The organism is Mesorhizobium sp. M0029, from assembly GCF_040323735.1.
Classification (GTDB): Bacteria; Pseudomonadota; Alphaproteobacteria; order Rhizobiales; family Rhizobiaceae; genus Mesorhizobium.
The window spans coordinates 587,683-607,360 of the sequence record NZ_JAMYVF010000001.1; the positions used below are offsets into that span (position 1 = coordinate 587,683).

Consider the following 19,678-nt stretch of genomic DNA (forward strand, 5'->3'; position numbering starts at 1 on the left):
CGCCCGAACCGGCATCGCGCTGTAATGTTCCGTCTCACCCAGCAAGCAGGAAGGCGTCGCCATCCCATGACCGAAACGGCTTCTCGCCGTCGATGATGACCCGCAATTGGTGAGCTTGCGCAAGACGGCCGATGTCGGCCCGGTCCAAAGAAAGCGATCCGCGATAAGAATAGTTCAGCAATGCGAGCCGGCCCGGCCGTTTGAGAACGCGCGCAATTTCATCGAAAAGCCGCTCAGCCATGCCGGCCAGGACCAGGTAGGGAAAGCTGTCGACCGCCAACACGCAATCGAAACTGTCGTCGTCGAAGTCGGCCAGATCGAGACCGGAGGTTTGGCGCAGTTCGACATTGCCGAGCGCTGCGCATTGCTCGGAGGCGATAGAGATCATCCGCGAAGATATGTCGATGCCGACCATCCGCTTGAAGGAATTGAACAGCGCGCGCTCGAAACGTCCGATGCCGCAACCGATGTCGAGAATGTCTCGTTGAATTCCGGTGAATTCTCGCGCCTCGAGCCATTCAACGATTTCGTCGGTCATGGCTGTCAGCCGCTCGTCATCGCCAAGGGATCCTAACTGGACACTTGCCGCGGTCGAAATTGCTGCCGCGGCATCAAAACTCGAGGCCAGCCTCCTGACCACGGCGATATCCGTCTCGCCGTTACCGCGTTCATGCCGAACGGCGCCGCCTGTCGCTCGCAAAGTGGCAAGGACGCCCGGTTTGTGGCGCAGCAGTCCAGCGACCTTTCGCAGTCTTTCAGCATCGCCGGTATTCGCCGGACGGACTTTCAGCACGACCTCCGCCAATTCCGCCGCTTCAATTGTGGGCGGCAGGTGAAGCGCCAGCCTGACGAGAACAGCTTCGGCGCAGGCACCATCGGCCACACAACCTTCGACCGCCCGTCTGACCGATGTCCGGCGCTGCGCGTGCACACTCATGACATCAACTCCGCGTCCAGATCCTCCGCATCGTCCACCTGTCGACGGCGCCCCAGCCATATTTGTAGGCTTCCTGGCCGCGCAGGAAGTCGAACTCGCGCGCATCCTCGCGGATCGACTCCGCGATCGCGTGGCCGATCAGGATCGCACCTGGGCTCTCCTCGGCATAAGCAGGATCGAGGCCGCCGAGATAGGCATAGGCGCGGCCGCGGTGGTGAAATCCGTAATAGGCGGCGACAGTCGTGCCATCGATCGCGAGCAACCAGCATCGGACCAGACCGTGAGCATCGAGCAAGGGAAGTGAAAGCCCATGGAAGTGCTGCACGGCGGGGTCGGCCAATACACCACCTCCATGTCCAACCCAGCGTGCATGGTGCAGGCGGATCAATTGGTCCAGGAAGTTCTGATCGCCCCGGGCTGACGCCAACGCGAGCCGGCCGCGTCTGGACGCCGCTTGACGCGCCCGGCGCAACTGGCGCCTGCGCCGAGCGGGAACGCAGCCGGCCAACGTTTCGTCGCCGGCAACAGCAAGCACGGGGCAGGCTGCATGAATTGCCGGCCTCTCGACCGTTAAACCGGGATGCGCGATCGTAAGACCGGCACTGTTTTGCGGCAGATCAGACAAGATCCATTGTGACCACCCGACCGAGCAGATCGTTTCGGCAATGGTGGCGACAACCGCCGCCTCGATATCCTGGACAGCCAGGATGTCCAGATAATCACTGAGCGAAATGCCGACCGGAAGCAGCTTCGAACCGGCCGTTCCATGCTCGAGATAGAGTGGCGCCAGCCCGACCAGATCGCCGCCACGCCAGACCGCGACTGTCGCCAGTTCACCGGGTGCGAATGCGCGCCACCATGGCACCAGCCAGGCGGGGGATTGGAACGGCGTCGCAGAGGAACTCTGCTCCCACAGTTTCCACCAGTGCGGTGTCAAGGCATCGAATTTTACGGGGTCATCGATGATTTCGCTGCGCAACACTGCTTTTCTCACGGTGCCGCAGCGAAGCGCCTGCGATCGGTGCCAAGTTGTGCCAGGGCCTGATAGGCAGCCATATACGACGAGATCATCCGTTCCAGCGAAAACCGCCGCCGCGCTTCAACCCGGCACGCCTCGGCGTCCAGGCTGGGCGCCGCAAGAATGGCTTGGGCCATCTCGTCGACTGTGTTGACGAGAAAGCCCGTCCTGCCGTGCTCGATGACATCCGCAAGCGCACCATTCGGGAATGCGACCACCGGGGTACCGCAGGCGAGGGCCTCCATGGCGACAAGCGAGCTTGTCTCGGCGGCGAGGCTTGGAATGACCAGACAGCGGGCTGCGTTGAGAAAGCGCCTCTTGGCGTTAAAACCGAGCGGGCCCAGGAAGCGGCGGCGAGCATCAAGACGGGATTGGACCTCGTCGCGAAAGTAGCGCGTATGTGTTTCGTAGGGATAGACCTTGCCGCCGATGACCAGGGGCACGCCCGCCTGTTTGGCCGCGTCCAGGGCCAGGTGAATGCCCTTTTCCGGGCAGACCCGGCTGAGAACCAGGGCAAAGTCTCGCTTCGGCTGCACCAGGTTCAATGATTCGATGTCAACGCCGTTGGGAATCGGCGCCACCAGTCTGGCCCCTGGTGGCGCCGTTTGCTGCTGGGTGGACGAGACCGCATGGAGCCACAGGTCGTCGCGCGTCGGTCGCAGAGCCTCGGCCGGATACCAGTCCAAGGGCAGGTGGAGGCTCACCAGGGTCGGGCCATCGTCGGGCAGATAGGCATCGAAATCGATTCCGTGCAGATGGACCACATCGACCGGCCATCGGGCGCGGGCAGCGACGATCGCTTTGCGATGAGCCTGCTGCGCGCGGCTCTTCGCCGCCTCGTCGAGCACGCCGTCTTCAGCCGGTATTTCCACAAGGGTACCGCTCGCGCTGGAGCCGTGGCAGCCAATGACGATAGAGCGGTGGCCGGCGCGAACCAGTGCCCGATCGAGCATCGACAGAACCTGTTCGGCACCGCCGACAGCATCGGGTCCGACGGGCGCGAGAGGGTAGGCGACATTGAGGACAGTGAGCGCCGCGGCTGGTTGCGCCTCGGTCCCGTATGCCGCACCACCTGTCGATGATGCCGCTAATTCGTCCAATGTGTCAGGCGTCTGATGCATGGCAGCATGACACTTTCACGTTGCCGAGGCCCGCCGCGTCGGGAGCGAAGCGGACGTCATGCCGGGCGCATAGCGGCGGATCATGGTTGCGCAGAATTCCGCGAACTCCTCCGGCGCCAGTGGCGGGCTGGTGTGGTGGGGCATCATTCCCCGATGCTGCGGTGTAAAGCAAAAGGTGACCGTCACGTCGAAATCGGCGAGTGCCTCCATCTGCCGGTCGAACCAGTCCAGCGCGTTCGGCCGGAAGCTGTCTGCCCAGGAAAGCCCCGTTCGCATATTGGTGACGCCCAGCCGCTTCATCCAGGCGACGGCATCGTCCAGCCGGGGGTCCTCGAAATGAAACCACTGCACCAGCCCCATTGCGGGCGTGTAGCGCAGGAACTCCTCCAGCGCAGGTTTTGGCGTACCGTCCTGGCGCAGCAGCCCCATGTGGAAATGTCGATAGTAAGAAGAGCCCTCCGCCTCGCGATGCCGCGTCGTTGCTTCCCATTCGCGCGGAAGATCGTAGAGGCTGTACCACTGGATGCGTGGTGCGTTGCCGATCAGCAACTCGGCGGTGCGCTTGAGCCCCCAGACCTGGATTTCTTCCGCGCCGAAGGTCGATACGCCGACTTCGCTGACCCAGATGGGAAGGTTGGTGACGGTCGCGATCTCGCCGATCTTCTGTGGCCATTCGTGGATCTGCCACAGGTTCCAGTCGAGCGGAAAGCCGTGCACGGCGACGGCATCGACATGGTCCAGCACGCCGAATTCCTTCATGCGGGTGATAAAGCTCGGATCTATCGGCGAGATGCCACCGAGTACTTTCGTCAAAGACGGGTTCTCCGACGCGATTGCGTCAGCCGACAAGATCGCCATCCTGGCAAAGCGGCTCCAATCGGGATCGAGCTCTGGGTCCCAATGCGATTTGTTGTTGGGCTCGTTCCAGATCATGGCGGCTTCAATCATGGAGCTGTCCTTTCGAGGGGTAGATGGCGCCGCCGCCGGCCGGGTCCCCGGCTGCGCGGCAGAAATAGACCTCCTGCTCGGGGTGCAGAACGATCTCGAAACCGGCGCTGCGCAGCATCGCTTCGGTGCAGGCGCGGTTTGGAATCCACCAGTTGGTGGGATCGTCGGCATAGCGGTGCTCGATGAAATGCAGCTTGGGAAACTGCGGCTGGTCGAACAGGTCATGCGTCCAGAAATGATAGTTTTCTTCCAACTCGGGCAGATCCGCGCTGCCGCGCTGCATGGACTGGAAGATCATCAGGTCACGGGCGACATGTTCGCGGATCAGGTCGAGCGCGAGCAAGGGGTGGCGCAAATGGTAAAGCACCCCCATGAACAGCACGACATCGAACGTCTCGCGCAGCGACCCGACGTCGTAGACCGAAAGCTTCTGGAATTCGATCTCGCAATCGGCAACCTCGGCGGCAAAGCGAGCTTGGGCCAGATAGGCGTCATCGAAATCGATGCCGAGGACACGGTCAGCACCTCGCCGCTTCATCTCGATGGAGTAAAATCCTGCATTGCAGCCGATATCGAGTACCGCCTTGCCCGTCAGATCAGCAGGAATGGCATTGGCAAATTTGCGCCATTTTATCAGCGGGTAGTTGCCCAGAAAATGGTTGGGAGCGGTTTCGACGCCAGCAAGTTCCATGTTGTGGAACCACGGGCCGAGCGCATCGATGCGGCGGCGGATTTCGGCATGGGAATGCAGCATGGCTCAGGCTCCTTCGCCAGGAACGACGGGTACATGCGACTGCGCGCCGGGCATGATCATGGTGGGCCCGCGGTGCGCGGATGGGGCGTCGTTTTCAAGCAACCGCAGAGCTGTTCGATAGCCGTTGAAAGTGCCGACATCGACATAGTCCGACCCAGCCCTGACACCAAAAGCTGTACCGCCGGCCGCGATATAGGCGTTGACCAAAGTGCCGATATATTCGTCACTGCGCTCGCGCTCACGCCAGAGTGCCGCAAGCTGATGCAGGATATGGCCCGGCATCTTGAACGCACCCCAAACCCAGTTCGTGGCGGCATCCTGTCGCTTGACCTGGATTTCGATCACGCGCTCTTGGACGTCGATGACGACGGCGTCGAAGAATTCCGGCTGATCCACCGGGAAAAGCAGAAATGAGAGCTGATCGTCGGGCAAATGGCGGAAACCGTCCTCGGGAAACCAGATCGTATCGGGAAGGCCGACCAGGACGACCTCGTCGGGCGCGACGAGGGGCGCCGCCCGGAAGATCGCATCGCACAGACCGACGGGGTTCGGCTGCACCACGAAGAGAGCCGCCGCGTCACCGTAGCCGGCGGCGTAGTATTCAAGGATGTCGGATTTGCCCGATCCGATGATGAAGCAAATCTTGTCGACGCCGGCCTGCACCATGCGCCGTACCAGATACTCGCTCACGGCGCATGGACGCTCGGTCTGTCCATCGATCCGGCTACCGACCGGCAGCAGCTCTTTCGAGAAGCCGAGCGGCTGAATGCGGCTGCCGCGCCCGGCAGCGGGTACGATGCCCAACATCAGACCGCTTCCCTCATCGGTTCGCCGGGAGATCTTTGAAAGGCCTCGTTCAGGATGCGATCCAGTTCCGCCGCGCGCCGTGCGGAAGTGTGTTCGCCCAAGACCCGGTCGCGGGCACGCCTTCGAATGCCGTCGAGCTCGCGCTCCGGCAATCGCAATGCGGCGACCACATCATCGGTGTCATGCGCCAACAAGATTTCGCGGCCGGGTTCGAAAAATTCGGCCAGGCCCGGCCATGCATCGGTGACGATGGCAGCCCCACACGCGGCCGCTTCGAAGAGCCGTCCCGACGGGCACCAGCCCTTTTGCGCCATCGCCTCCCGGGTGACGTTCAGTGTCAGGCGAGATGATGAGAAGAAAGCCGGATGGTCGGCTGGCGGAAGATGCCTGACAAAGAAGATGTTGTCGCTCCATGGGAATTCCTGCGGATATTGCGCGCCGCCAATGATGAAACGGTGGTCGGGCAGGCGCGCGGCCGGGCGGACCAGCAGCTTTTCGACGCCGGCCTGGCGATCCGCCGCGTAAGTTCCGAGATAGGACAGATCACCGGCGAATTCGGCCCGCTTCTCTGCCGGCCGGTGTTGGTCGGGATCGACATGCCCATAGAGAGGCACCACGTGACGCGCGCCTAAAACCGACTTAAGCGCCTCGATCGCAGAGCCGCCGGTGTAACTCAAAACGAGGTCGAAATCGGCAAGACCCTCAGGTCCGAAATAGGGCGGACGCTCGCCTTGCTCGATGCGGGCAAGCGTGACCGGAGTGTCGAGATCGTAGAAGACACGCAATCCGCGACCTGTCTGCTGCGCCAGCCGCGAGGCCTCCACGGCGTCGGCACAGTAGGAGGTAACGACGACGACATCCGCTTGCTTCATTGCCCGCTCCGCAACGCGACGGATGTCTTCCCAGTCCGGATAAATGACGACGTTGCCGCCATCGAGCCGATCGAGATCACGCGTCCCGGCATAGTAGGGGGTATCGCGTTCGAAGAAGGTGATGGACCATCCCAGCCGACCCAAGGCGCGGATCAGTCCGCGCCAGAGCGTGGCATGGCCGTTGCCCCATGATGATGTAACGGTGAGACCGAAAATGACCATCTGCATCCGGAAAGTCCTCGTCAGGCAGCTTCGTTCATTCGCAGGAGCTTGGAGCCCCAGTCACCCGACACGATCGTCGTGATCGAGGCTGGATCGATGTCGAAGCGGAAGCAGTCGCCGACCGGCAAGCCAAGCACCTTGCAGACGGCGGCCTTGATGACGTCGGCGTGGCTGACCAGGGCGACACACTGGTTCGGATGCCGCTCGCGCACTGCGTTCATCAGTGCGACGATCCGCTCCTGGACATCCAGCATGGTCTCGCCGCTCGGTGTCCTGGCCTCCTGCCGCTGGTCGTTCCACGCCCGCCAGCCGGCGTCGCCGTTCAACTCGTCGAAGGTCTTTCCCGACCAATCGCCGAAATCGATCTCGTCGAGTTCGGCGCAGATCGCGATTTCACCGACGCCGCAGGCAAGCGCGATCGGCACGGCCGTCTCTTGCGTACGCTCACGCGGGCTGCACAAGATGGCTTCAATCGGCTCCCGGGCCATGCGGCCACCAAGATGCGCGGCCTGCGCCTTCCCAGCCTCGCCAAGGCAAACGCCGTCCATTCGTCCTGCAAGATAGGAGCCGACATTGTCGTGCGCTGCATGACGGATCAAAAAGAACGTTGTCGTCATTCCGCGGCATCCAGCAAAGGCTCGTCCTTGCCGGCGATGAAGGCGAGCGTGCGCTGCCGCGCTTCGGCGTCGGTGAACTGTTCGGGAGGCGACTTCATGAAATAGCTGCAGGGGCCGGTCAGTGCTCCCGCTATGCCGCGATCGAGCGCAAGCTTGGCGCAGCGTATCGCATCGATCACCACGCCGGCTGAATTTGGAGAATCCCAGACTTCCAGCTTGAGCTCGGCGTTGAGCGGCACGCCGCCGAAGGTCGTCCCTTCCACCCGGATATAGGCCCATTTGCGATCAGTCAGCCACGGTACGTGGTCGCTGGGTCCGACATGAATATTGCCCGGCTCCAGGGGGACATCGAACTGGCTGGCCACGGACTGGGTCTTGGAAATTTTCTTTGATTCCAGCCGCTCGCGTTCCAGCATGTTGAGGAAATCGGTGTTGCCGCCGAAATTCAGCTGATAAGTGCGATCGATGCGCACGCCGCGCTCGCGGAAGAGATTGGCCAGCAAGCGGTGAACGATGGTCGCGCCGACCTGGCTCTTGATATCATCGCCGACCAGCGGCAGCCCTCGCTGCTCGAAGCGCCGGCGCCATTCCGGACGTGAGGCGATGAAAACGGGTATGCAGTTGACGAAGGCGCAGCCGGCCTCGAGCGCGCATTCGGCGTAGAAGCGCGTCGCCTCCTCGGAACCCACCGGCAGGTAAGAGACCAGCACGTCGGCGCCGCTGTTGCGCAGGATTTCGCTGACGTCGGCAACCGGCTCCGGCGCCTCCTCGATTTCGTCGCGCAAGTATTTTCCGATGCCGTCAAGTGTCGGTCCGCGCTCGACGCGAACGCCGTTTGCCGCCGCATCGGCAAAGCGGAACGTGTTGTTGGGGGCGGCGTAGATCGCTTCAGCGACGTCGAGGCCAACCTTGCCCCTGGCGACGTCGAATGCGCAGACAATCTCGATGTCGTCGACATGGTAACCGCCGAGGTCGGCATGCATCAGCCCTGGGATTGGTTCGTTGCTTTTTGCGTGACGATAATAGGAGAGGCCCTGCACCAGGGAGGATGCGCAATTGCCGACCCCGACGATACCGACACGAACCTTTTTCGATCCCACGAAACTGCCGCCCTATGCTGTTCAAAGGTAAGTTCCTGCCGCCGAACCACCAGCGTGCCGGAATGTTCCTTGGCCTGCCGAAAAATTGCGCAAGACAGCATGGATCGAAGCAGCGCTGGCTGCGTTGCCGCAAGGCAAAGCATTGGAAAAACCGGTCGATGATCGTTTACGGCGACCAGAAGCGGAGGCAGAGCGCAGAACGGCTTCGCGATGCTGCGAGCGAAATTGCTCAAAGTCTGGACCGCATGGCTCATGGCGTCCGACGCCATGCCGCGTTGGTCGGCCTATTCATCAGCGTATCGGAACTGGTTCGCGCGCTTGCCGATGTCGATTTCGAGAACAGGGGCATCGACATCTTTTCGCCGCGGCAACAGCAAGGCGCCAGATTGCTGGTTGGTCTTGCGGCAGAGGTGGCGAAGTCGTGGCGAAGCGGTTTCGCCGTGGGCGGTGGCATCGAGCCGGGACTTCTCCAACTGCTGGACGGGTTGGATTGCGAGGCTGAGGTTCTGACCGGTTCTGCCGAGGGTTACGCGCATTACGCGCTTTATCCCGAAAGCTATTTGGGAGCGGCGCAGGAGTCAGGTCTCGATGCGAACACATGCGTGATCGGCATCCGCAGCATCGGCCTGGGGCTTGCCGCCATAGTGGCTGCCGCGATTGGCGCGCCGGCGCCTTTCAGCGTTCGTCCGGTCGGCCATCCTTTCCGCAGGCACATCAATGCCGATCCGCGCTCGATCTCTTCCTGGAAGAACAATCCATCGGCACGCTTCGCCGTTGTAGACGAAGGTCCCGGTCTGTCCGGCAGTTCGATGCACGCCGTCGTCGCGTGGCTGCGGGAACTGGGTATTGGTATGGACCGCATTCACCTGTTTCCCAGCCATCCTGGCAACCCGGGCATCGAAGCGTCACGGGAGGCCAGGGAGACATGGTCGCGCTGTCCGAAACATGTGGCGACGGCGCTCGAATGCACCTTCCCCGAAAGCTCGAACATTCCCACGCTGCGCGACTGGGTGGCCGAGGCGGTCGGCAGCCCCGAATTACGCCTGACCGAACTGTCTGGTGGCGAATGGAGGAGCGTCCACTACGTCGACGAAAAGCATTGGCCGCCGAGCCCGCGCGGCATCGAGCGGCGCAAATTCCTGGCGTCCGCGGGGTGTGGTCGCTGGCTCGTCAAATTCGCCGGCCTCGGCGAAACCGGACGGCGTAAGAGACGAGCCGCGGAAATGTTGGGGAAAGCCGGGTTCGGATCGCAAGTGGTCGGGCTTTGCCACGGCTTTCTGGTCGAACGGTGGATTGACGGCACCACGATGGACCAGGCGCCGCTGCCCAGAGGAAGGCTGCTCGCGGAGTTGGCGCGCTATCTAACCTGGCGGGCGCTCAATCTCCGAACCTGCGAACCGGGTGCATCATTGCTCGCACTCGCGGAAATGGCTGTTTCCAATACATCTGAAGCCCTGGGCGAGAACCGAGCGGCGACGTTGCGCGGTTGGCTCTCGAAAAAAGCCCCTGCGCATGTTCTGCAGCCGGTGGAAATCGACGGAAAGCTTCACGCGTGGGAGTTTCTCGTTTGTGCCGACGGCACGGTGCTCAAGACAGATGCCGTCGACCATTGCCGGGCACACGATTTGATTGGCTGCCAGCCGATAGAGTGGGACATTGCCGGCGCCCGTGTCGAATATGGACTATCCGACAGCGATGTGACGACATTGGTCGAGGGGATGGGGCTCGACATTGACAATGGCCACATCGATTTTTTCGAACCCTGCTATTTGGCGTTCCAAATCGGGCTCTGGAGCACGGCTGCGCAATCCGAAAATGGCCAGGAAAAAGCAAGGCTGGCCGCGACGGCAGACCGATACAGGGCGGGGTTGATACGGTTCCTGGACGACTCTCAGTTGTAACGTTTCGATCAATCCAGCCTTCGCAGCATGTCTGCTTCCTGCTCGAGAATAGCGGCCACTTCCTCGCGCTGCAGATGCGTCATCATCAGGCTGACGCAGCACTCGAGATAGGTAATGGAGGAGCGCCGCAGATAGGCAGCCGCCTCGCGTTCGGCAATCTTGTCGACATCCTTCGCGGGTCGCTTGGGTTGCATGAGGATGATCCTCCGTATCGGGTCCCTCCCGCCAAACTACAAGGTTGGATGGATGTTCCGCACGATCTCCGGGCAGGTCCGCCCGCGGCCCACGTCATGCAGGAAGGTTCTGCAGCCCGCCTGCGGGTCTCCTTTTGGCAAGGCCTGTCATCTGATCGCCGATGCCGGTGCCTTCGAGCGCCGCGAAATAATCGATCGTCAGCTTGAGCCCTTCGTTGAGCGGCACTCTCGGCGACCAGCCGAGCAGCGTTTTCGCACGCGAAATATCAGGCTGCCTGCGCCGAGGATCGTCTTGCGGCAGGGGCAGAAATTTCAGATCCGACTTGGTGCCGGTCATCGCCTTCACCAATGCCGCCAGTCGCACGATGGTGAATTCTCCGGGATTGCCCAGATTGACCGGCTTGCCCGGATTGGGGTCGATGTTCATCAGGCGCATCAATCCATCAATCAAGTCGGAGACATAGCAGAAGGATCGCGTCTGCTGGCCGTCGCCGAATATCGTCAGCGGACGCTTCTCGAGCGCCTGCATGATCAAATTCGAGACGATGCGACCGTCGGCCGGATCCATTCTCGGACCGTAGGTGTTGAAGATGCGCGCGACGCGGACGTCGGCCTTGCCGGCCCTTAGATAGTCGAAGCAAAGCGTTTCGGCGGTGCGCTTGCCCTCGTCGTAGCAGGCGCGTGGGCCGGTGCAGTTCACATGACCGACATAATCCTCCCTTTGCGGGTGTTGTTCCGGATCGCCATACACTTCGCTCGTCGAGGCCTGCAGCAGTCGCGCGTCATTGCGGACAGCGAGTTCGAGCAGGTTGAGGGTTCCGATCACGCAGGTACGCGTGGTGTGTATCGGGTCGGCCTGATAACGCGGCGGTGAGGCGGCGCAGGCCAGGTTGAAGATGTGATCCACGGGCTCGCCGAGATCCAATGGCCGGCAGATGTCCTGCTCGATCAACCGGAAACCCGGCCGGTCCATGATCGAGATGATGTTTTCCATGCGCCCGGTCAGAAAATTGTCAACGCAGATCACGCGCCAGCCGTTGCGGAGCAATACTTCGCAAAGATGCGAACCGAGGAAACCCGCGCCGCCGGCAACAAGCACCGTCTTTGCCCTGTGCGCCTTTCTTGTCTGTCGCATCGCTGTTTTCTCCTGTCTGCCGTTCATGCTGCACTTCCAATGTCGAGATCGAGGGCCGTCGCCCTTGGTTGGGTCAGCGCCGCCACGAATTCGCGAGCCCTGGCCCCACCGGTGTGGGAAGCGAGGACGAGTTTGCGAGCCCGGCCGGCCATGGCCAGGCGTGCGCGCTCGGACTCGCCAACGAGGATATCGATGACTTCGTCCGTCTCCGCGGCGGTGTGGATCGCCGATGCGGGAAAGAAGCTGTCGAGCCCTGGCCAGCGGTCGCTGACGATGGGCGTGCCGCAAGCCGCCGCTTCGAACAGGCGCACGCTGGGCGACCATCCTGCGGTGATCATGGAACTGCGTGTGACATTCAGCGTGTAGCGCTGACGGCTATAGAACGCGGCGTGATCGGCTGGCGGCAAATGTTCGATGCGTTCGACATTGTCCGGCCAGATGATGTCGGATGGATATTGGGAGCCGGCCACGACGAAACGGAGGTTCGGCATATGCCGTGCGGGCTCGAGCAGCAGAGCGTTCAGCGTTGTCTGCCGGTCCATGCTGTAGGTGCCGAGATAGCCGAGATCCCAGCGGATCGGATCTCCTGTCGGGTGATGCCGTTCTGGATCGACCGAACAATAGAGAGGTTCGGCATGGCGCGCGCCGAAGTCTTGCGCCAGATGGCTGAGCGTTGGTCCGCCGGTGAAGGAGAAATAGACATCGAAATACGGAATTTGCCGCGAACTCAGATAATCGCAATCGTCGGCTGAAAGCTTGGCCAGGGTCACCGGGGTGTCGATGTCGTAAAAGCAGAGCTGCCCCTTGCAAAGCGAGGCGACGATGTCGATGACCTGGCGTCCTTCTGGAACAAAGGATCCGATGACAATGATGTCGGCCTGCTCCAGGCACTGTGCGTAGTCGCGTTGCAGCTCCGCAGTGGTTTCGTAGTAGCGCAAGGCGCAGAACTCCGGATCGCGCAGATCGCGGTGATTGGCGTACCAGGGCACGTTGCGCTCCAGAAAAGTCACCCGGTGACCGAGTCCGTGCAAGCCTTTCAAAAGACCCCGGAAAGTCGTGGCGTGGCCGTTTCCCCAGGATGAGGACAGCGACAGGCCGAGAAAGACGATGTCCAGTTTCTTGGTCATTCCGCTGCCTCCACGGCCCCGTGCTCGAAATGACGTTTGAAGACGGCATCCGCCACATCCGCCCGAAGCGCGTAGGTATGGTCCGCCAGCACGCGGTGAAGTGCGGCTTGGCCGATTGCCTTGGCCCGCCCGGGGGTCAGCGAGCGCATTATTTCGGCGACATCGCCGCCGTCACGCGCGACCAGGATCTCCTCGCCTGGTTTCAGGAACAGTTCCACGCCCAGCCATGCATCCGTGATGAGACAGGTGCCCGCGCCGGCCGCCTCGAACACTCGCGTGGCCGGTGAAAAACCGTTGGCGGCCATGCTGTCGCGGCTGATGTTCAACACGGCTTTTGGGGTGACATTGAAGGCGTTGTGATCGCGGGTGCCGACATGGCCGAGCCAGCCTACATTGGTGGGGAGCGGCTTGTCGCCCCAACCCGAGCCTCCGAGCAGGAAACGCTGTTTCGGCAGCTGGCTGGCGGGATCGAGGAAAAACGATTCGACACGCGCTTCACGGTCCGGCAGCCGGTTTCCGAGGAACGCCAGGTCGCAGGCAAAACGCGCTTTGCTGGCGACCGGATGGTGCGTTTCGGGATCGAGCGCATTGTAGATGGGCACGCACTCCTTGGCACCCATGGCACGATAGGCCCAGACAACGGGATCGCCGCCACCATAGGTCAGCACGAGGTCGATCTCCTGCAGTGCACGATGGAGCGGGTGGTCCGGCTCGTCGCGCAACTGGGCAAGCGTGGCTGGCGCATCCACGTCCCAGAATACGACAAGCGCGTCGCTGCGGGCGTGGTCGAGAACGGCGCGAAGCAGCGCCTCGTCTTCGAAACCGACGCCACTCGCCTTGACGACGATGTCGGCGCCGGCGGCACGTGCCGCGACCTGCATCAGCGCATGCTGGGTCGCCTCGTAAACGACGACAGTGCACCAGTCGGGAGCTTCGATGTCGCGGTTCTTCTGCCGGTCGTAGACATCGGGTTCGTAGAACGTGATCTCGTAACCCAATTGCGAAAGTGCCTTGAGCAAACCGCGATAGTACGTCGCGGCACCGTTCCAGTAGGACGACAAAAGGCTCGATCCATAGAATGCGATCTTCATGCGACGGCTTCCTTTGCGGCTGTCGGGACGGCGGTGTGTCGGTTCGCGCATTGCGTGAGCACGCCGAGCAACTCGTTGACGCGGTGGCGGCAGGTGTGCCGCGAGCGGATGGTCTCGAGACCCGAGGTCACCAGGGAGGCCGCAAAGTCCTCGTCGGACAACACCGTCCGAAGCTGTTGCCGCATTTGCGAGCCATTCTCGGCAAACAGGAAGTCGACACCGGGCCTGAAAAGCTGCTCGACATCGGACCATGGCGCTGAAATCAGCGGAATGCCGCAGGCGAGTGCCTCGAACATGCGGATCGTCGGGATTCCGGGCAACCTCTCGCGATAGGGGCGCCGTGGGATGTGAACGGTGACACGATGCGCGGCGAAGGCCTTCGGCACGTCGGCATTGGCGATCCACCCCTCATAGCGCAGTCCTGCGGTGGCCAGATCCGAAAGTGCGGTCTTGGGGTAGCGTACGCCGTGAACAGCGGCATCAAGGCGGAGATCGTGCACCGGCTCGATCAGAAACTCCTTGAGTTCGGCGGTCCGCTCATCATCGCCCCAGTTGCCGATCCAGACCAGATCGGAGGTGGGGTGGATCTCCGGGTGCGGCTTGAACAGGCGATCGTCCGCCGCTTCATGCCAAGTGAAGACGCGCTTGCCCCAGCCGGCGCGCAGATAGCTCTCGCGCAAGGTTTCGCCAAAGGCGAGAACGCCGTCATAGTGCTCCAGCCGGAGCGCCGAGAGTGCCTCGGTCGCAGACACGGCCCGGTGGTGGGTGTCGTGAAAAAGAAGGATGAAGTTGCCGCCGGCGGCCCGGGCACGGCCAATACGTGCGACAAGCTCCGGATCCGTCCACTCATGAACGATCACAACGTCGGCCTCGGCAATCCAGGCTTCGTGATCAAATCCGGCATCGTAGGTCACCGGCATCAGTTCGGGAAAATCCTTGCGGAAGCGTTCGATGGCGAACGACCCCTTCTCAGCCAGCAGATTCGACCGGCTCCAGCCATTCGCCGGCTCCAGCGCAATCGCCTGATGCCGGCGCTGGACCAGCTCTCGCATGACACCGCGCAGGAAATGGGCATTGCCATGGTTCCAGTCGGAAACGACCGAGTGGGTGTAGAACACAAAGCGCATGATCAGCGCTCCGCCATCGCTAAGGCCGCTTTGTCGTACACGCCGCGCATAGCCGCTGTCTGCTTTGTCAGCCTAAACCTGCGGCTGCGTCGGATGGCTGCCTGGCCAAGCTCTCGCCGGAGCTCGGCATCGCTGGAGAGACGGTTGAGGCAGGCAGCGAGATCGTGCGGATCGCGCGCGTCAAAGAATATCGCGGCCCCGTCCCATAGTTCGCGATAGGTGGCGATATCGGAAAGCACCAGGGGCGTAGCCGACATGGCGGCTTCCAGCGCGGCCAGGCCGAATGGCTCGTAGAGCGATGGCGATACGAAAATACCCGCGCGAGCCATCAACGAACGCACCTCATCGGACGGCACTGCTCCCAGAGGAACAGCATGGCTGAAGCTGACATGCTCGCCGTTTGGGCCGTTCGTCGAACCGGCGGCAAACAGAGGCCATCGCGTCAGGGACGCCGCCTGATCGACCACCGCCGCATTTTTGCCCTCGTCCCACCAGCGGGCAGCGGCGAAGACGAGCGGTTGATGCTTTTCGGCCTTCGGCAGAGGACGGGCACCATTTGTGACCACACTCAAGCGCGCGATCGGGCCGTAGCAGGTCTCTAGCATGTCGGCATGGCTGCGGCTCGGCGCGATGACCGCGTCGGCCCGATCCATGCCGCGTCTGTTGCGCTCCTTCTGCCAGGCCCATGCCCCATCCGCCGCCTGTCCTCTGACCGCATGGAACCAAGTCGTCACGCAGGAATGGGAGACCACCACGACCGGGCATGGCGCGTCGAATCCCGCCGCCTGCGAAGGCGCGTTGAAATGGACAAGGTCGATGGCGTGGTCGCGCATGGGCGCATGCAACTCCCGAGGCAGCGCGTCGAGATCACCGCCGTTCCGGGTCATCCAATCCGGCGGCGTGTTGAGCCAGATCAGCTTCGCGAAAGCCTCCGCCTCGTCGGCCTGCTGCCTGGACGGTGGCGGACCGAGACCGGCAAGCACCACGCTATCGCCGCCATTGACAAGTTCCCTGGCCAGGTCGAGCGCATAGCGCCACACGCCGCCCACGGCGTCGACCGTCATCAGGATGCGCCGCGAGCGCGGCGTCAGTGTCCGCAACATGTCGCCTCCAGTTCCGCCAGCGGACGCGGGCGCCTTTCCTGGATGTCGCTGAACTTCTGGAATGATGCGAGATAGTGATCATGGGCGCGCTCCCAGGCGAGGTCGTCGGGTTCGCCCCAAAGCTCGCGATAGCTTGGCGAACTCGGATATGGATAAAGCGGTACGGGTTCATTGGCCCACACGCCGTTGTCGATCAGGTGCGTTCGCCAGTAGTCCACAAGGGCAGGGTCATCCTCGACGACGCCGATCAGATTGGCCTGTACGAACGGAACGTGACGCCTGGCATTGACGAGCAGCGCGGCAAGTTCCTCGGTACCCAGCCGGCAGCGTTTCGCCAGCATCGCTCGACCTTCCACGGTCAGGCTTTCGAGGCCGGCCTCGATGGAGACGCAGCCAGCCGCACCGAGCAGTTCCAGCAGATCGGGTTTCCAAAGGTCGATGCGGGTCTGCACACCGAACTTCACGTCGCGATCGATCAACGCTTCCAGCAGCGCTTTCTGCGGCAGGAAGATTTCATCGATGAAATAAATGTAGCCGACGCCCTGGGCAATCAGCCCATCGATTTCCGCTATGACCGCCTCGTGGTTTCGGCGGCGATAGGCATCGCGGAAATCGATCTTGGCGCAGAAGCTGCAATTGTAGGGACAACCGCGCGATGCTTCGACCTCCGCGCCGAACCCAACCTGATTGTCATCGAACCTGTGATGGTGATGCGAATGGGCAGCGATCCAGTCTGATGGCCATTGGAGTGGCGGATGATCGACAAACGAGCTGGCGTGGACGCCGCCGGTCAAAACCACCTTGGCCTCGCGCAGGTAAGCGGTCGAGGGCACCGCGCTCCAGTCGTCGCGCCGGGCAAGTTCCGCGACGATTTCCTCGCATTCGCCGCGCACAACAATGTCGACGCCAAGCTTGCGCAAGGTTGGCGCGGGCGTAGCCGAGCCATGCGGCCCGACCGCGACTGTGCGTCCACCGCGCCCGGCGAGACGGTTGAGGAAATCGGCCGGCACGCGCAACTCGGGTGGTGCGCAGCGCCAGAACAGATAAGTCGGGGCGGTACTGACGACCGTCATTGCAGGCGCGAAATCAGCCACACGCTCGGAGAGGTCCGAGTTGTCGAGCTTCTGCAATTGCCCATCCAGCATCAACACCTCATGGCCGGCTGTTTCGAGCAGGGATTTCGAATAGCCGAGTTCCAGCGGGAGATGTGGTTGGCGGCAGCCGAAATAAATGCTGTCGTCGTAGGTCCAGAACGGGTTTACCAGGGCGATTTTCATGCGACGTACCTCACGACTTCGGGGCGAGGCTGGAGCCGGTGTTGTTGCAGCCAGTCTGCGAGATCGCGAATGCCTTCGCGCCATGAAACACGAGCTTTCCAGCCAAGCATCGCTTTGATCTTGCGGGTGTCGGCGACGAAGAAGGGCTGATCGCCGGTGCGTTCGCCATCATGGCGGATCGAAAGCTCACGGCCGGTCAAGCTACGGATCTCGCTCAACAGCATGCGCAGGCTGATCGCATTATCGGGGCCGCCGCCAAGATTGAATGCCTGGCCTTTGGTCGTCTCGATACGATCGAGCGTGGCCCTGTAGGCGGCGACCGCATCGGAGACGTGCAGTATGTCGCGCACTTGTCTGCCGTCGCCGTAAATGGTGATTGGACGTCCCGTCAGCGCACTCAGCAGGAAGTGCGCGACCCAGCCTTGATCCTCGGTTCCGAACTGGCGCGGCCCGTAAATGCAGCTCATCCGCAGCACCGCCGTCGGCATGCCGTAGGATTTGGCATAGTCGAGCACATATTGGTCCGCCGCGCCTTTGGAGCAGCCATAGGGCGTGCAGAAATCCAGGCCGTGGGTCTCGTCGATGCCATTCGCTTGGATGATGCCGTCGCAAGGCAGGTAACGATCGCCGTCCTCGCGAACCGCGACGTCTGGCAGGCTGCCATAGACCTTGTTGGTGCTGGCGAAGACCACCGGAACAAACTCACTGCTCAGCCGCGCCGCCTCGAGGACATTGAACGTTCCTCGAAGGTTGATGTCGAAATCCTCGTCCGGTTGGACCAGGCTCGTTGTGACGGCGGTTTGCGCGGCCAGGTGGAAGATCGCCTTGGAACTCTTCAGAACGGGCGCAAGCGCGTTGGCGTCGCGCACGTCAATCGTTTCGACCATGAGGCGGCTTCCGTGTTTCTGCGCCAGCCATTCAAGGTTCTGTTCGACGCCGGGGCGGCTGAGATTGTCGATCACCAGCACCGGCTCGCCATCCGACAACAGGCTGTCGGCCAGGTTCGATCCTATGAAGCCGCTGCCGCCGACAATGGCGACGGGCGCGTCGCGTCGATTGCGCGTATTCATGACACCAGCCCACGTTCTTCAAGCTCGCGTTTCATGTCGGCGCCGCGGTCGATGGCGGACGAGTTGCGCACCCAGGAAACGAAATCGGCGAGCGAATTCTCCAGTTGTTGCCTCGGCTCGAAACCGAGCAGCTCACGGGCCTTGGAAATATCGGCGAAGCAGTTGCGGATATCCCCGGAGCGCGCCTTGCCGAGCAACTCTGGCGAGCGGTCCGGCGTTCCCATGGCCTCGGCAAGTACCCGCGCGACGTCGCTGATAGCATAGGCTCGGCCGCTGCCGATGTTGATGACGTGACCCCTTGCCTGGCGTTGCTGCAGCGCAAGACGAAAGGCGCGGGCGACGTCATCCACATGGACGAAATCGCGTTTCTGTTCGCCATCCTCGAAGATCATTGGACGTTGGCCGTTGGCGAGACGCGAAGCAAAATTGGCCAACACGCCGGTATAGGGGTTCGATAACGCCTGGCCGGCGCCGAAGACGTTGAACAGGCGCAGCGCGACCGTATCGATGCCATAGGCTTCGCCGAAGATCAGCACGGCGCGTTCCTGGGCGTATTTCGTCAGTGCATAGATAGAGGCGAGATCGACCGGCTTTTCCTCGTCCGTCGGCAGGGGGGAGAGGGGCTCGCCTTCCGGCGACAGCGGATTCCACTGCCCGTTTTTGATGTCGCTCGCCTTGCGCCGGGCATTGTCGATGCGCCGGCCGTCCGATGTAGCATAGAGGCCCTCGCCATAGACACTCATCGATGAGGCGACGACAATGCGCTCGACCGGATGTTTGATCAGCGCCTCGAGCAGCGTCGCGGTGCCGAGATCGTTGGTGCCGACATAGCGCGCGATCTCGTACATCGACTGTCCGACGCCGACTTCCGCGGCCAGATGAATGACCGCGTCAACGCCTTCCAGCGCCTTGGCGACCGCCTCCCGGTCCCGAATGTCGCCCTTGATCAGCTCGGCCCCGGCGGGAAGGGCGACTGTTTCGCCTGCGTGCACCTGCTCCAGCAGCACATCCAAAATGCGAACCGAATAATCCTGCTCGATCAATTCCTGGGCGACATGCCGGCCGATGAAGCCGCAGCCCCCTGTAACCAATATCCGTTTCACGACCACTCCTCAGACAGGTAATCTTGGCGACCCGAACTTTTCGGCAAAAGGTTTGTTCCCTTGGCTTCAACAAAGTTCCTTTGGCCGGCTTCGTTCGGAAGCAGCCACATCGCGCTCGCCGCGCCGTGCCGGAACATTGCCGCCCTTGTGCTGT

The 19,678-nt window shown here is 62.1% G+C and carries 19 protein-coding genes; 1 reads left to right on the forward strand and 18 read right to left on the reverse strand.

Annotated elements, in window-relative coordinates; translation table 11 throughout:
* Positions 1 to 34: 34 nt before the first annotated feature.
* Genes NKJ76_RS02875 through NKJ76_RS02915 form a run of 9 tightly spaced genes read right to left on the reverse strand, consistent with a single transcriptional unit; the run spans position 35 to position 8,396 of the window.
* Entirely contained in the window at positions 35 to 1,042 is a 1,008-nt protein-coding gene (locus NKJ76_RS02875) for a class I SAM-dependent methyltransferase (RefSeq protein WP_245262843.1), read from the reverse strand.
* Entirely contained in the window at positions 942 to 1,919 is a 978-nt protein-coding gene (locus NKJ76_RS02880) for a GNAT family N-acetyltransferase (protein ID WP_352536743.1), read from the reverse strand. Before NKJ76_RS02880 ends, NKJ76_RS02875 begins: the two co-directional genes overlap by 101 nt.
* Before the next feature lie 8 nt (positions 1,920 to 1,927).
* Positions 1,928 to 3,055: a glycosyltransferase family 4 protein gene (locus tag NKJ76_RS02885; protein WP_352536744.1), complete on the reverse strand. Its 1,128-nt coding sequence runs from the start codon at positions 3,053 to 3,055 to the stop codon at positions 1,928 to 1,930.
* A 36-nt stretch (positions 3,056 to 3,091) separates the two neighbouring features.
* A complete protein-coding gene (locus tag NKJ76_RS02890) occupies positions 3,092 to 4,024 on the reverse strand; it encodes a glycoside hydrolase 5 family protein (RefSeq protein WP_352536745.1) in 933 nt (310 codons plus the stop codon).
* A complete protein-coding gene (locus tag NKJ76_RS02895; RefSeq protein WP_023687791.1) occupies positions 4,017 to 4,778 on the reverse strand; it encodes a TIGR04290 family methyltransferase in 762 nt (253 codons plus the stop codon). Before NKJ76_RS02895 ends, NKJ76_RS02890 begins: the two co-directional genes overlap by 8 nt.
* Before the next feature lie 3 nt (positions 4,779 to 4,781).
* Positions 4,782 to 5,585 (reverse strand): sugar phosphate nucleotidyltransferase, encoded by an 804-nt coding sequence (locus NKJ76_RS02900; RefSeq protein ID WP_352536746.1) that lies wholly within the window; start codon positions 5,583 to 5,585, stop codon positions 4,782 to 4,784.
* On the reverse strand, positions 5,585 to 6,685 hold the full coding sequence (locus tag NKJ76_RS02905) for a CgeB family protein (protein WP_023699986.1): 1,101 nt from the start codon (positions 6,683 to 6,685) through the stop codon (positions 5,585 to 5,587). The genes NKJ76_RS02900 and NKJ76_RS02905 overlap by 1 nt, the downstream gene beginning before the upstream one ends.
* Positions 6,686 to 6,699: 14 nt before the next feature.
* On the reverse strand, positions 6,700 to 7,296 hold the full coding sequence (locus NKJ76_RS02910; RefSeq protein WP_023667978.1) for a histidine phosphatase family protein: 597 nt from the start codon (positions 7,294 to 7,296) through the stop codon (positions 6,700 to 6,702).
* The gene (locus tag NKJ76_RS02915; protein WP_352536747.1) at positions 7,293 to 8,396 is read right to left on the reverse strand and encodes an inositol-3-phosphate synthase; all 1,104 of its coding nucleotides are present in this window, start codon (positions 8,394 to 8,396) and stop codon (positions 7,293 to 7,295) included. Before NKJ76_RS02915 ends, NKJ76_RS02910 begins: the two co-directional genes overlap by 4 nt.
* Positions 8,397 to 8,410: 14 nt before the next feature.
* On the opposite strand from NKJ76_RS02915, the gene NKJ76_RS02920 reads away from it, so the two are divergent.
* Positions 8,411 to 10,297 (forward strand): hypothetical protein, encoded by a 1,887-nt coding sequence (locus NKJ76_RS02920; RefSeq protein WP_352536748.1) that lies wholly within the window; start codon positions 8,411 to 8,413, stop codon positions 10,295 to 10,297.
* Positions 10,298 to 10,305: 8 nt separating this feature from the next.
* Here the strand turns inward: NKJ76_RS02920 and NKJ76_RS02925 are convergent, their stop codons facing one another.
* From NKJ76_RS02925 to NKJ76_RS02965, 9 genes are all read right to left on the reverse strand, one after another.
* Positions 10,306 to 10,491 (reverse strand): hypothetical protein, encoded by a 186-nt coding sequence (locus NKJ76_RS02925; RefSeq protein WP_023667982.1) that lies wholly within the window; start codon positions 10,489 to 10,491, stop codon positions 10,306 to 10,308.
* A gap of 94 nt (positions 10,492 to 10,585) precedes the next feature.
* Positions 10,586 to 11,626 (reverse strand): UDP-glucuronic acid decarboxylase family protein, encoded by a 1,041-nt coding sequence (locus tag NKJ76_RS02930; protein WP_023681096.1) that lies wholly within the window; start codon positions 11,624 to 11,626, stop codon positions 10,586 to 10,588.
* A gap of 23 nt (positions 11,627 to 11,649) precedes the next feature.
* Positions 11,650 to 12,753, reverse strand: coding sequence for a CgeB family protein (locus NKJ76_RS02935; RefSeq protein WP_352512445.1), 1,104 nt, complete (start codon positions 12,751 to 12,753; stop codon positions 11,650 to 11,652).
* Entirely contained in the window at positions 12,750 to 13,844 is a 1,095-nt protein-coding gene (locus NKJ76_RS02940) for a CgeB family protein (protein ID WP_352536749.1), read from the reverse strand. The genes NKJ76_RS02935 and NKJ76_RS02940 overlap by 4 nt, the downstream gene beginning before the upstream one ends.
* Positions 13,841 to 14,971 carry a CgeB family protein gene (locus tag NKJ76_RS02945; protein WP_352536750.1) on the reverse strand — a complete coding sequence of 377 codons (1,131 nt, stop codon included), beginning with the start codon at positions 14,969 to 14,971 and terminating at the stop codon, positions 13,841 to 13,843. The genes NKJ76_RS02940 and NKJ76_RS02945 overlap by 4 nt, the downstream gene beginning before the upstream one ends.
* A gap of 2 nt (positions 14,972 to 14,973) precedes the next feature.
* Entirely contained in the window at positions 14,974 to 16,074 is a 1,101-nt protein-coding gene (locus NKJ76_RS02950) for a glycosyltransferase family 4 protein (RefSeq protein ID WP_023681099.1), read from the reverse strand.
* The gene (locus NKJ76_RS02955) at positions 16,059 to 17,351 is read right to left on the reverse strand and encodes a TIGR04295 family B12-binding domain-containing radical SAM protein (RefSeq protein WP_023824775.1); all 1,293 of its coding nucleotides are present in this window, start codon (positions 17,349 to 17,351) and stop codon (positions 16,059 to 16,061) included. Before NKJ76_RS02955 ends, NKJ76_RS02950 begins: the two co-directional genes overlap by 16 nt.
* Positions 17,348 to 18,421 (reverse strand): GDP-mannose 4,6-dehydratase, encoded by a 1,074-nt coding sequence (locus NKJ76_RS02960; protein ID WP_023691444.1) that lies wholly within the window; start codon positions 18,419 to 18,421, stop codon positions 17,348 to 17,350. The genes NKJ76_RS02955 and NKJ76_RS02960 overlap by 4 nt, the downstream gene beginning before the upstream one ends.
* Positions 18,418 to 19,524 carry an NAD-dependent epimerase/dehydratase family protein gene (locus NKJ76_RS02965; RefSeq protein ID WP_023733216.1) on the reverse strand — a complete coding sequence of 369 codons (1,107 nt, stop codon included), beginning with the start codon at positions 19,522 to 19,524 and terminating at the stop codon, positions 18,418 to 18,420. The genes NKJ76_RS02960 and NKJ76_RS02965 overlap by 4 nt, the downstream gene beginning before the upstream one ends.
* Positions 19,525 to 19,678 lie beyond the last annotated feature (154 nt).